Source organism: Blastococcus sp. SYSU DS0973, from assembly GCF_054051055.1.
Genome location: NZ_JBJHAN010000010.1, coordinates 86743 through 99553, shown reverse-complemented (window position 1 = coordinate 99553; position 12811 = coordinate 86743). Strand labels below are relative to the sequence as shown.

Here is a 12811-nt window from a genome sequence, read left to right as displayed (position 1 = left end):
CGGTCGTTCCCCCGCTGACCTGCGGTTTCGCGCGCCTGGGACTCCTGTGACATGAGGGCCACGGCCGTAACTACAGCAGTGTGAGTCTGTCCCCAGCTGTGTACCCAGCTGTGGACGAGTCGACATGTCCGTCCGCCGGGCCGCTGACCGCGCGGCCGCCGCACCTGCTCTGACCTGCGGATACACCCAGCCCCGAGGGCGGTGCGGACGGACCTGTCCGATCACGCCTCGCTGTGGTGTGTGCACGGACGGACACGGCTCTCCACAGCCGCGGAGCCCGGGGGCGGCGCAACGACGCTAGCCCCCGGCCGGGCGGCCGGGGGCTGGCGGGGACGGGCACCGGAGCACCGGCGTGCGTCGGGGGTCAGGCGTCGATCAGCTCCAGGATCGTCGCATTGGCGGTGCCGCCGCCCTCGCACATGGTCTGGAGGCCGTAGCGGGTGCCGGTGGCCTGCATGTGGTGGATGAGCGTCGTCATGATGCGGGCACCGGAGCCGCCCAGCGGGTGACCCAGGGCGATGGCGCCGCCGAGGGGGTTCAGCCGGGCCGTGTCGGCGCCGATGTCGGCCACCCAGGCCAGCGGGACGGGCGCGAAGGCCTCGTTGACCTCGAAGACGCCGATGTCGTCGACCGACAGGCCGGAGCGGGCCAGCACCTTCTGCGTCGCCGGGATGGGGGCGGTGAGCATGATGATCGGGTCGTCGCCGGCCATGACCGTCGTGTGGATCCGCACGAGGGGACGCAGACCGAGCTCGCGGGCCTTCTCGCTGGTGGTGACCAGGAGGGCGGCCGAGCCGTCGGAGATCTGGCTGGCGTTGCCGGCGCTGATCACGCCGTCCTCCTTGAACGGCGTCTTCAGCGAGGCGAGCTTCTCCAAGGTGCTGCCCGGCCGGATGCCCTCGTCGGCGCTCACCACGGTGCCGTCCCCGAGCGGAACCGGGGCGATCTGCTCGTCGAAGGCACCGTCGGCCTGTGCCTTGGCGGCCTTCTCGTGGGAGGCCAGCGCGAACTCGTCGAGCTGGGCGCGGGAGAAGCCCCACCGCTCGGCGATCATCTCCGCGCCGATGCCCTGGTTGGGGAAGACGCCGTCGTAGCGCTCGAGGAACCGGGGGCCCAGCGGCTTGCCCGCCGCGCCGTCGCCCCGGGCGGAGCCCATCGGCACCCGGCTCATCGACTCGACACCGCCGGCGACGACGACATCGGCCTGACCGCTGATGACCGTGGCTGCGGCGAACGCGACGGCCTGCTGGGAGGAGCCGCACTGCCGGTCGATGGTGGTGCCGGGCACCGACTCGGGCCAGCCGGCGGCCAGTGGGGCGTTGCGGCCGATGTTGAACGTCTGCTCGCCGACCTGGCTCACGCAGCCCCAGAAGACGTCCTCCACCACGGCCGGGTCGATGCCCGAACGCTCGGCGAGCGCGTTGAGCACGTGTGCGGAGAGATCGACGGCGTGCACGCCGGACAGCCCTCCCCCGCGCTTTCCCACCGGTGTACGGACGGCGGCACAGATGACGGCATCACGCATGGACCCACTCCTCGTCGACGACGGTCCGGCGCGGCCGGGACCGGCCACCCCGCTGCGATCGTATGTTCCACGTCACGCCTGGCAGGCTGGTCTCGTGCAGTGGTCCCCTCCCGCCTACGTCCCGGCCGTCCTCGCGGCGGGCGCCGCGCTGCTGGGTGCGACCACCCTGCTGCTGGACACGCCGGGGCGGGTGCTGGTGGGCGGCGCGGCCGTGCTGCTGCTCGCGCTCGCCGCGCGGGAGTCGGTGCTGCGACCGCGGTTGCGCACCGGGCCGGAGGGCGTCGAGGTGCGCACGCTGACCGGTGCGCGCGTGCTGCCCTGGGCGCTGCTCCGGGTGCGGGTCCGGCCGGCCCGGCGATGGGGGACGACGGTGCGCACGCTGGAGCTGGAGCTGGAGGGCGACGACGGCGTCCTCGTCGTCCTCGGCCGGTGGGACCTCGGCACCGACCCGGAGGCCGTGGCCCGGGACCTGGAGCGGGCCGCACCCGGTCGGGTGTAGGCCTGCTGCCCCGAGCTAGGCCACCGCGCCGGTGGGCACACCGAGGGACAGGGTGAGGAGCGTCAGGACCAGCACCGCCAGGCCGACCGCCTGGAGCGTCGTCCGGCGGCGGGCGATCACCAGCAGCGCGGCGACCGCCGCACCGGTGACGAGGCCGCCGAGGTGCCCGAGGAGCGAGACCCCGGGCAGGAAGCTGATGAACACGTTGAGCCCGAGCAGGACGAGGATGCCGCGGACGTCCTGCTTGCGGACCACCATGAACACCGCCAGCGCCCCCAGGAGCCCGTAGATGGCCGTGGAGGCGCCCGCCACGGGGCGCAGCGGGTCCCCGAGCAGCTGGATCGCCGTGGAGCCACCCAGGGCGGCCACCAGGTACAGCGCGAGATACCGCCACCGGCCCAGCTGCCGTTCCAGCTCGGAGCCGAAGACGAGCAGCGCCAGCATGTTGAGCACCAGGTGCAGCAGACCGATGTGCAGGAACGCCGCGGTGAGCAGCCGCCAGTACTCGCCGAACTCCACGGCCAGCGGGTACTGGGCGAGGTCGACGAAGACCTGGGACCGGTAGTTGTCGAGCGGTGCGTTGCCCGCCAGCCCGGCGGAGACCGCGGTCACCAGGAACATGACGACGTTGACCGAGATCAGCGTCAGCGTGACCGTGCCCCAGCGCGAGGCCGCGGCGCGCAGCCCCGAGCCGCGGCGCGGGGCGCGGATCGAGGCCGCCCCCTCCCGCACGCAGGCGGGGCACTGGAAGCCGACCGACGCCGGGATCATGCACTCGGGGCAGATGGGCCGGCCGCACCGCGCGCACGAGATGCCCGTGGGCCGCTCGGGGTGGCGGTAGCAGGCCGGGGGCGGGGGCGCCGGCTGGTCGCCCGCGCCCCCGCCGTGCGGATCCGTGGTCAGCTGCGCTGCACCTCGACGGATTCGATGACGACGTCCTCGGCCGGACGGTCGTTGCGGCCGGTGGGGACCGCGGCGATCCGGTCCACGACGTCGCGGCTGGACTGGTCGGCGACCTCACCGAAGATGGTGTGCTTGCCGGTCAGCCAGGACGTGGGGGCCACGGTGATGAAGAACTGCGAGCCGTTGGTGCCCGGGCCGGCGTTCGCCATGGCGAGCAGGTAGGGCTTGGTGAACGCCAGGTCGGGGTGGATCTCGTCGCCGAACTGGTAGCCGGGGCCGCCGATGCCCTGACCCAGCGGGTCGCCGCCCTGGATCATGAAGCCGGAGATGACCCGGTGGAAGACCGTGCCGTCGTAGAGCTTGTCCGTCGTCTTCTCGCGGGTGGCGGGGTGCGTCCACTCGCGGGCGCCCTCGGCGAGGTCGGCGAAGTTGGCGACCGTCTTGGGAGCGTGGTCGGGGAACAGGTCCACGGTGATGTCGCCGTGGTTGGTGTGCAGGACCGCGCGGCGGGCGGGAGTCGATTCAGTCACGGCTCCACTGTCCCACCGTCGTGCCGCCCGGGCGCCGCGGGAGTTGTTTCACGTGGAGCGGGGCGCCTCGCCGGGCGTCCTGGTGGAGACGAAGTGTCACCGCGGAGGAGGGGCCCCGTGGCGCCTCAGCTCGTCGATGCGCTCGCGACGGGACGCGCCGTGTCTGCCAGCGCGACGGCGTCCTGAGCGCCGTCCAGTACTTCGAGGAGCGCCTGGCCCTGCCGCAGATTGGCGGTGAGCAGTCGCCGCGCAACCGCGAGCAACTCCGCCGTCTGAGGATGGGCCACGCCCGCGTGAGCGACGAGCTGGTCGGTACGCTGAACGCCCCCGCTGCCGTAGCCCGGATCCCCCGGCTCCTGGTCCCCGCCGTCGCCAGTTGGGCGACCGCCGCGTTGCTCGGTGAGGACGGGATCCTGCGGCACGTCGGCGGCTGGCACGTCGACCGGTCGAAGACACCAGTCGTGCGGCGCTACGCAGCCGCCGCCCAGGAGTCGTCCCCGACGACGGCCCCTGTGCTGAGAGCCGTGACCACCGGCGCCCCGGTCACCGTCTCCGCGGCACAGCTGGCTGGCACCGCAACGCGCACCGTCGCCACCGGAGCCGCCCGCACCGCGCTCCAGGCGCTGACCCCCGGTGCGATGACCGTCCTCCCCATCCGCGGCCGCGACCGCGTCCTCGGCGCGCTGACGTTGGGCTACGACAGGCACCGCACGCCGGAAGCGGCGGACATCACCACCGCCACCGAGGTGGCCGAGCGGGTAGGACTCGCGCTGGACAACGCCCGCCTGTACGAGCAACAGCGCCGGCTGGCCGAAGAACTGCAACGCAGCATGCTCACCGCGCCTCCCGAACCCGACCATGCCCAGATCGTGGTGCGCCATCTACCGGCCGCCGAGGCCGCCCGCGTGGGCGGCGACTGGTACGACGCCTTCATGCAACCCGGAGGCGCCACCACGCTGGTCATCGGCGACGTGGTTGGACACGACACGGCGGCAGCAGCATCGATGGGTCAGCTACGAAGCATGCTGCGCGGCATCGCCGTTACCGGCGACGTCAGTCCCGCCCAGCTGCTCTCCCAACTCGATGCCGCCATCACCCAGTTGCGACTGAACACCTACGCCACCGCCGCGCTCGCCCGATTCGAGCAGACGAAGGCCGAGAAGGAGCGTGGCATCACCCGCATGCGCTGGGCCAGCGCCGGCCACCCGCCGCCGTTGATCATTCACCCCGACGGCGCGATCGCCGAGCCCGCCAGCTGGCACGGTGACCTGATGCTCGGGGTCGACCACACCACGCAGCGAGACGGCTCGGTCATCAGCCTCCGCCGCAACGCCACTGTCCTGCTCTACACCGACGGACTGATCGAGCGCCGCGCTGCGACCTCGATGACGGACTGGAACGCCTCCGTACTGCCGCCGCCGAGCTCGCCGACCAACCCTTGGACGACCTGTGCGACCAACTCATCGACCGGCTGGTCGAGAGCACGCCCGAAGACGACGTGGTCCTCGTTGCGATCCGCCTGCACCGCCAGGATCGACCGCGCCCAGACGAAGCAGGCCCGCAGATCCTGCCGGCCACCGTGAGCGCGGATGACTGATGGGTCGCCGGGTCGCGCCGCCTCGGCTCCGCGGACCTAGCGCCTCCTGAATGGCTCCCAGGAACGACGGCTGCATTCCGTGGACGACCGAGACCTGCAGACGTGGGCAGCCTCCTGGCAATGTCCGTGCCCTCTTCGCCGACTGGACAATGTGCTCGAGCGTGTCTGGAAGCTCACTTCAACCGGAACCGACGCCGCGTCAATTGCGCGGCACGGCGGGTCGCGACCCGCGGCCGGCGGCATCCTTCCCCGGTTGAGCGGGCCTCTGGATGGTCCACTCATGCTGGGCGGAGTACCGGCGGGCGCAGCCACGAGGCGATGACGCTGCTCGGACAACCATTCGTTCGACGTCCGCGGTCAGGCGCACTCGCGCAGGTATCGGGCGGCAACCGGAGACCACACGGTCCGTCCTGTGACCACCGCTCTCATCATGCGGGGGAGGTCGTCCGAGCGCTCTCCCTTGACCAGGTAGCCGGCGACGCCCAGGTCCTTCGCCTCACAGACCGTGTCGACGGTGGCTGTGGCCGAGTGCATGACGATTCGCACGTCCGGCCGGCTCGTCAGCAGCTTCCGGGTTGCCTCAAAACCCGTCATGCGAGGCATGGACACGTCCATCAGCACGACGTCGGGCTCCGTGCGGATCGCCGTCGGCAGCACCTCGGTGCCGTCCTCACATTCCCCCACGACGCAGATGTCCTGCGTCTCATCGAACACGTCGCGAAGGGCGTCGCGCACGAAAGGGTGATCATCCACGATCAGGAGCCTGATCACTGCGCCCGCCTCCCGTGATCGTCCCGCTATCAACCGACGCTGATCCTGCTCGCACCCGGTGGGACTCGCACGGCGAGTGAGGGCGTCGAGCCGTCACCGTTAGCCCCCGACTGGCTCCCCGGAAGGTTCGACCTCGAGCCCACGTCATCGACGTGCTCGCCCGGACCGCGGCGACCCGTCCCGCGGACGGGCTGGCCTTCCCGTCCCCCGCAGAGGGCGGTGCTGCGCAACCGCATCGCCCGTGCCGCCTGGTTCGCCCCGCGGCCCGGTCCCTCGGCAAGCCCGGGCTCACGCCGCACGAGTTGCGGTCACCGCGGCCTCTCTGGCGATCACGGCCGGCGCCAACCTCAAGCTGTTCAGCGGATGCTCGGCCATGCGTCGGCGGCCGTGACACCGGACGGCTAGGCCGACCTGTTCACGACCACCTGGACGACGTGGCCGACCGCCTTGGCGCGTTGGGAGCCGCCGCCCGCGGACAAGTAGCGGACCTGCTGCCGACGGAGGCGAGCTGCGCCCCGACGAGCCGGTGCCTGCCGCAACAGCTCAGCTCGACCGTGGGGAGTGGAGACGAGGGGAATCGAACCCCTAACCCCCGCCTTGCAAAGGCGGTGCTCTGCCAATTGAGCTACGTCCCCGGGATGGCCCCGAGGGGCCTGGCTCAGCGGGTGGGGGTGCTGACCGCCTCCGGGCCGCTGGTGGCTTCGTGCCACAGGTCAGCCTCGTTCTTGCCCGACGAACGCTTGCGGACGGCGGTGACGGCACCGGCCGCGGCGGCGAGCAGTGCCAGCTTCTTCAGCACGCGGAGAACCTCCTCGAGCGTTCGCTCGCCGCGGAGGCGACGTGCGGAGGAACACGGAGCCGACGGGCTCCGGTACACGGGTGGGCCTGGGAGGACTTGAACCTCCGGCCTCATCCTTATCAGGGATGCGCTCTAACCGCCTGAGCTACAGGCCCGTGAACCTCGAAAAGCGTACCTGACCCCCGAGCCCGCCCCGCAGGGGCCCCCGGCCCGTCCGCCGCCCCGTCCCCGCCGCGGCCCGGGCTCCGAGCCCTGCTCCGGGGAAGGCGGGCGGTGCGGCCGTCCCGGCCCCTCGTTCGCCGCAGGGCCGGTGGAGCGCCCCAGGACGTCGGGGCGCGCGCCGGACGGGCTCCCCCTCGCGATACCGCAGCCGGACACGCGACCGACCGCCGAACCGGGTGAGGAGAACGGGGTCCTCGCTCAGTCCCGTTCGGAGAGGGTGACCTCGAGCCCGCCGACCAGGTCGGAGCACAGGTTGTAGATGAACGTCCCGACCGTGCACAGCGCGGTGAGCAGCACGATGTTGATGGCGCCGATGACCGCGGCGCCGCCGAACACCACGCCGGGCGTCAGCAGATCGCCAGTGGACTCCGACCCGGAGGCGCTGCCGATCTGCCCGACCAGGTCGTTGACGGCGTCGAAGACCCCGAGCCCGCCGAGCACCATGTACAGCAGGCCGACCGCGACCATCCAGATGAAGAACAGGGCGATCGAGAGCACCAGCGAGATCTTCAGGGCCGACCACGTGTCGATGTGGCGGAGCTGGAGGCGGGCACGCCGCGGGCCGCGGCTGGACTGCCGCCCCCGGACAGCCTTCGTCGCCGCCGCGGACCCGGTGGCCGGACCGGTCGCGCCGTCCCCGAGGCCCACGGCCCCGCCCGGACCCTCGCCGGGACCGGACGACTCGGTCGCGGCCTGGGCCGGCGCCGTCTGCGCCGGAGCTGCACCGGTCTGCGCGGGGGTGGCGCCGGTCTGCGCCGGAGGCGGGCCGGTCTGGGCGCCGAGCGGCTGGGGGACCACCGGTGCCGCGCCGGTGCCCGGGGCCTGGACCCGCTGGGCACCTGTCGTCGGGATGGACTGCGTCTTCGAGGCGTTGCCGCCGGCGGGTGCGCCCGCCGGCTGAGCACCGTCCCCGGTCCGGGAGTCGGTGCGCACCGAACCCTGCGTCCGGTCGCTCATACCAGTCTCCCGTTCCGCAGCGGCCATACCGCTCCCTCAGTTCCGGGCTCCGCGACGGCCTGGAGCCGTCGCGGAGCCGCAGTCGCTTCCGTGACTAACTACTTACCCTAGGCCGCGGCCTCGTCGTTGTCCGTCGTACGCGCGATCGCGACGATGCTGACGTCCTCGGGCAAGTTCATGAGCTTGACACCCATCGTGGCGCGGTCCTTGTTGTGCCGGACCCCGTTGACCGGCGTCCGGATGACCCCGCCGCCCGAGGTGATGGCATACAGCTCGTCGCCGAGGGTCACCGCCAGGGCGCCGACGAGGGCCCCCTTGCGGGCCTTCGGGTCGGCGGTGAGCACGCCCTTGCCGCCCCGGCCCTGGTTCGGGTAGTTCTCGATGCCGGTCCGCTTGGCGAACCCGCGCTCGGTGGCGACGAGGACGTCGACCCCCTCCTGGGCGACGATCATCGACAGCAGCCGGTCGTCGTCGGCCAGCGAGATGCCGCGGACGCCCTCGGTGGCCCGGCCCATCGGCCGCAGCGCGGCGTCGTCGGCCGTGAAGCGGATCGACATCGCCTTGCGGGTGACCAGGAGCAGGTCCTGCTCGGGGTTGATCAGCGCCGCGCCGACCAGCTCGTCGCCGTCGCGCAGGTTGATGGCGATCACGCCGCCCTGCCGGGGGGAATCGAAGTCGGTCAGCCGGGTCTTCTTGACCTGACCCTTCGCCGTGGCCAGGACCAGGTACGGCGCGACCCCGTAGTCCTTGATCTGCATGACCTGGGCGATCTTCTCGTCCGGCTGGAAGGCCAGGATGTTCGCCACGTGCGCACCGCGGGCGGTCCGGTTGGCCTCCGGCAGCTCGTAGGCCTTGGCCCGGTAGACTCGGCCCTTGTTCGTGAAGAACAGGATCCAGTCGTGGGTGGAGCCCACGAAGAAGTGGTCGACGAGGTCGTCCTGCTTCAGCTGCGCACCCATCACGCCCTTGCCGCCCCGGCGCTGCGACCGGTACAGGTCGCTCTTCGTCCGCTTGGCGTACCCGGTGCGGGTGATGGTGACGACGACCTCCTCCTCGGCGATGAGGTCCTCCATGGAGACGTCGCCCTCGTTGGCCACGAACTGGGTGCGCCGGTCGTCGCCGTACTTCTCGACGATCTCGGCGAGCTCGTCGCGGACGATCTGCCGCTGCCGCTCCGGGGACTCGAGGATCGCCTGCAGATCGGCGATCCGGGCCTCGATCTCGGCCAGCTCGTCGAGGATCCGCTGCCGCTCGAGCGCGGCCAGCCGGCGCAGCTGCAGGTCAAGGATCGAGACGGCCTGGATCTCGTCGACGTCGAGCAGCTCCATCAGGCCGGTACGCGCGGCGTCGGCCGACTCGCTGCTCCGGATGAGGGCGATGACGGCGTCGAGCTGGTCGAGCGCCTTCGCGTAACCGCGCAGGATGTGCGCCCGCTCCTCGGCCTTGCGCAGCCGGTAGCGGGTCCGCCGCTGGATGACCTCGATCTGGTGCAGGACCCAGTTGCGCACCAGCTCGTCGAGGCGCAGCGTCCGCGGGACGCCGTCGACGATGGAGAGCATGTTGCAGCCGAACGACGTCTGCAGCTGGGTGTGCTTGTAGAGGTTGTTCAGCACGACCTTGGCGACGGCGTCGCGGCGCAGTGTGATGACCAGCCGGCGGCCGACGCGGTCGCTGGACTCGTCGGCGATCTCGCTGATGCCCTGCAGCCGGCCCTCGCGGACGCCCTCGGCGATCGCCTCGGCGAGGTTGTCGGGGTTGACCTGGTAGGGCAGCTCGGTGACGACGAGCTGCACCCGGCCGCGGCTGTCCTCCTCGACGGTGACGACGGCGCGCATGCGCACCGACCCCCGGCCGGTGCGGTACGCGTCCTCGATGCCCTCACGGCCGACGATCAGGCCGTGAGTGGGGAAGTCGGGGCCCTTGATCCGCTCCATGCAGGCGGTGAGGGCCTCCTCGGCCTCCGCCTCCGGGTGGTCGAGCATCCAGAAGACGGCCTGGGCCACCTCGCGCAGATTGTGCGGCGGCATGTTGGTGGCCATGCCGACCGCGATCCCGGCGGAGCCGTTGATGAGCAGGTTCGGGATCCGCGCGGGCAGGACGACGGGCTCCTCGGTGCGGCCGTCGTAGTTGCCCTGGAAGTCGACGGTCTCCTCGTCGATGCCGGCCAGCATCTCCATGGCCAGCGGCGTGAGCCGGCACTCGGTGTAGCGCATGGCGGCCGCCGGGTCGTTGCCCGGGGAGCCGAAGTTGCCCTGCCCGTCGATCAGCGGGTAACGCATGGACCAGGGCTGGGCCAGCCGCACGAGGGCGTCGTAGATCGCCGAGTCACCGTGGGGGTGGTAGTTACCCATCACCTCGGCGACCGGTCGGGCGCACTTGACGTACCCGCGGTCGGGGCGGAAGCCCTGGTCGTACATCGCGAACAGCACGCGCCGGTGCACCGGCTTGAGGCCGTCCCGCACCTCGGGCAGCGCACGCCCGACGATCACGCTCATCGCGTAGTCGATGTAGCTGCGCTGCATCTCCTGCTGGAGGTCGACCGCTTCGACGCGGTCGCGGAATGGGGTCTCCGTCACGGTTCAGGTCTCCACAGGTCGGTGCACAGAGGTGGATGGATCCGCCGGCCGGGAGCGTGCGAGTGGCCGGCGCATTCATCCACCTTCCGCCGGAGGCGGCGTTCGGATTGGCTTGTCGGTACAGCGGAGCTGTTCGTCTCCGTCACCGGAGGTGGGTCAGACGTCGAGGAAGCGGACGTCCTTGGCGTTGCGGGTGATGAAGCTGCGCCGGGCCTCGACGTCCTCGCCCATGAGCACGCTGAAGATCTCGTCGGCTGCGGCGGCGTCCTCGAGGGTGACCTGCCGGAGGATGCGGGTCTCCGGGTTCATCGTGGTCTCCCAGAGCTCGCTGGCGTTCATCTCGCCGAGCCCCTTGAACCGCTGGATCATCTCGTCCTTGATCTTGCGGCCGGCCTCGACGCCGGCCTTCACGACCGCGTCGCGCTCCTTGTCGCTGTAGGCGTACTCGTCGCCGACCTTGCCGCCCCACTTGATCTTGTAGAGCGGCGGCTTGGCCAGGTACACGTACTGGCCCTCGACGAGCGGGCGCATGAACCGGAACAGCAGGGTCAGCAGCAGGGTGCTGATGTGCTGGCCGTCGACGTCGGCGTCGGCCATCAGGACGATCTTGTGGTACCGGAGCTTCGAGATGTCGAACTCGTCGTGGATGCCGGTGCCGAAGGCGGTGATCATCGACTGCACCTCGGTGTTCTTCAGCACCCGGTCGATGCGCGCCTTCTCGACGTTGATGATCTTGCCGCGGATCGGCAGGATCGCCTGGTACATCGAGTCGCGGCCGGACTTCGCCGAGCCGCCGGCCGAGTCGCCCTCGACGATGTACACCTCGGAGTTGCGCGGGTCGGTGGAGCGGCAGTCGGCCAGCTTGCCGGGCAGGCCGCTGACCGACAGCAGGCTCTTGCGGGCCAGCTTGCGGGCGTCCTGCGCCGCGCGGCGGGCCCGGGCGGCCGAGGCGGCCTTCGTGATGATCACCTTCGCCTCGGCCGGGTTGGCCTCGAACCAGTGGCCGATCTGCTCGTTGCACACCCGCTGGACGAAGCCCTTGACCTCGGTGTTGCCGAGCTTGGTCTTCGTCTGGCCCTCGAACTGCGGGTCGCCGAGCTTCACCGAGACGATCGCCGCCAGACCCTCGCGGATGTCGTCGCCGGTGAGCTTCTCGTCCTTCTCCTTGAGCAGCTTCTTCTCCACCGCGTACCGGTTCACGATGGAGGTCAGCGCCGCACGGAACCCCTCCTCGTGAGTGCCGCCCTCGTGGGTGTTGATGATGTTCGCGAAGGTGTGCACCGACTCGGAGTAGGCGTCGGACCACTGCATGGCGACGTCCACCGACATCGCGGTGTCGTTCTTCCCCACGCCGTCGGCGGAGAAGCCGATGACCGACTTGTGGATCGCCGTCCTGCGCCGGTTGATGTAGGCGACGTAGTCGACCAGGCCGCCGTCGTACCGGTAGGTGACCTCGGTCGGCTCGAACGCCTCGTCCTCGGCCTCGACCGGGGCGGCCGCCTCGGCCAGTGACTCCTCGCCGATGCCGGTCTCGGCCTTGCCCTGACCGGGGCGCTCGTCGCGCACCACGATGGTCAGGCCCTTGTTCAGGAAGGCCATCTCCTGCAGGCGCCGGCTGATCGTGTCGAACGAGTACGTCGTCGTCTCGAAGATCGTCGGGTCGGCCCAGAAGGTGATCTGGGTGCCGCGCCTCTTCGTCGGGCCGACCTTCTCCAGCGGACGGGGCTTGGCCATGTCGTAGTTCTGGTGCCACTCCGTGCCGTCCCGCCAGATGCGGACGTCGAGCCGGGTGGACAGCGCGTTGACCACGGTGACGCCGACGCCGTGCAGACCACCCGAGACGCCGTAGCTCTTGCCGTCGAACTTGCCGCCCGCGTGCAGGATCGTCAGCACGACCTCGACGGTGGGGCGCTTCTCCACCGGGTGCATGTCCACCGGGATGCCGCGGCCGTTGTCCTCCACCCGGACGCCGCCGTCGGCCAGCAGCGTCACCCGCACGGTGTCGCAGTAGCCGGCCAGCGCCTCGTCGACCGCGTTGTCCACGACCTCCCACACCATGTGGTGCAGGCCGCGCTCACCGGTCGAGCCGATGTACATACCGGGGCGCTTGCGCACCGCCTCGAGACCCTCGAGGACGGTGATGGAGCTGCCCGAGTAGGCAGACTCGGTCTGGGGTGCTGCGACCACGTGGGGCCTTCCTCTCGAGCAACCGGCGACCTCGGGCACTGGACTCCGGGCCGGGGGCGGAACGGCGCAGAACGGCGCTCAGCCGGTTGCTGACGGTTTTCGCCTCCCACGATACCGCGAGGTCTGACAGGAACAGCGTCGTCCACGCCCTGACGTCGTGTCTGCGCCTCTCCGGAAGGGTCCGCCACCATCGGGGCTGCCCCCTGGGTCGACACGCCGTCGTCGGCCCGATGCGCGACCCGGAG

The 12811-nt window shown here is 71.0% G+C and carries 11 protein-coding genes and 2 tRNA genes; 2 read left to right on the top strand and 11 right to left on the bottom strand.

Going from position 1 to position 12811, the window contains the following annotated elements:
* Positions 1-364 precede the first annotated feature (364 nt).
* The gene (locus tag ACI791_RS15860) at positions 365-1525 is read right to left on the bottom strand and encodes a thiolase family protein (RefSeq protein WP_456586905.1); all 1161 of its coding nucleotides are present in this window, start codon (positions 1523-1525) and stop codon (positions 365-367) included.
* 94 nt (positions 1526-1619) lie between these two features.
* Here ACI791_RS15860 and ACI791_RS15855 point away from each other — a divergent pair, with 94 nt between their 5' ends.
* Entirely contained in the window at positions 1620-2024 is a 405-nt protein-coding gene (locus ACI791_RS15855) for a PH domain-containing protein (RefSeq protein WP_456586904.1), read from the top strand.
* Between the two features lie 15 nt (positions 2025-2039).
* On the opposite strand, the gene ACI791_RS15850 is transcribed toward ACI791_RS15855, so the two are convergent.
* From ACI791_RS15850 to ACI791_RS15840, 3 genes are all read right to left on the bottom strand, one after another.
* Positions 2040-2795: a rhomboid family intramembrane serine protease gene (locus tag ACI791_RS15850; protein ID WP_456586903.1), complete on the bottom strand. Its 756-nt coding sequence runs from the start codon at positions 2793-2795 to the stop codon at positions 2040-2042.
* A 128-nt stretch (positions 2796-2923) separates the two neighbouring features.
* On the bottom strand, positions 2924-3457 hold the full coding sequence (locus ACI791_RS15845; protein ID WP_456586902.1) for a peptidylprolyl isomerase: 534 nt from the start codon (positions 3455-3457) through the stop codon (positions 2924-2926).
* Between the two features lie 125 nt (positions 3458-3582).
* Positions 3583-3894, bottom strand: a complete 312-nt coding sequence (locus ACI791_RS15840; RefSeq protein WP_456586917.1) for a hypothetical protein — start codon at positions 3892-3894, stop codon at positions 3583-3585.
* 24 nt (positions 3895-3918) lie between these two features.
* Here ACI791_RS15840 and ACI791_RS15835 point away from each other — a divergent pair, with 24 nt between their 5' ends.
* Positions 3919-5040: a PP2C family protein-serine/threonine phosphatase gene (locus ACI791_RS15835; RefSeq protein WP_456586915.1), complete on the top strand. Its 1122-nt coding sequence runs from the start codon at positions 3919-3921 to the stop codon at positions 5038-5040.
* Between the two features lie 371 nt (positions 5041-5411).
* On the opposite strand, the gene ACI791_RS15830 is transcribed toward ACI791_RS15835, so the two are convergent.
* The 7 genes from ACI791_RS15830 to gyrB all read right to left on the bottom strand — a co-directional run bounded on the left by ACI791_RS15830 (position 5412) and on the right by gyrB (position 12566).
* Positions 5412-5825, bottom strand: coding sequence for a response regulator (locus tag ACI791_RS15830; protein ID WP_456586901.1), 414 nt, complete (start codon positions 5823-5825; stop codon positions 5412-5414).
* Positions 5826-6387: 562 nt separating this feature from the next.
* Positions 6388-6460: transfer RNA gene (locus ACI791_RS15825), tRNA-Ala, on the bottom strand.
* Positions 6461-6483: 23 nt separating this feature from the next.
* The gene (locus ACI791_RS15820; protein WP_456586900.1) at positions 6484-6624 is read right to left on the bottom strand and encodes a DLW-39 family protein; all 141 of its coding nucleotides are present in this window, start codon (positions 6622-6624) and stop codon (positions 6484-6486) included.
* An 81-nt stretch (positions 6625-6705) separates the two neighbouring features.
* Positions 6706-6779: transfer RNA gene (locus tag ACI791_RS15815), tRNA-Ile, on the bottom strand.
* A gap of 265 nt (positions 6780-7044) precedes the next feature.
* Positions 7045-7803: a DUF3566 domain-containing protein gene (locus ACI791_RS15810; RefSeq protein ID WP_456586899.1), complete on the bottom strand. Its 759-nt coding sequence runs from the start codon at positions 7801-7803 to the stop codon at positions 7045-7047.
* 107 nt (positions 7804-7910) lie between these two features.
* Positions 7911-10379 (bottom strand): DNA gyrase subunit A, encoded by a 2469-nt coding sequence (gyrA, locus tag ACI791_RS15805; protein WP_456586898.1) that lies wholly within the window; start codon positions 10377-10379, stop codon positions 7911-7913.
* Positions 10380-10535: 156 nt separating this feature from the next.
* Positions 10536-12566, bottom strand: coding sequence for a DNA topoisomerase (ATP-hydrolyzing) subunit B (gene gyrB / locus ACI791_RS15800; protein ID WP_456586897.1), 2031 nt, complete (start codon positions 12564-12566; stop codon positions 10536-10538).
* Between the last annotated feature and the right edge of the window lie 245 nt (positions 12567-12811).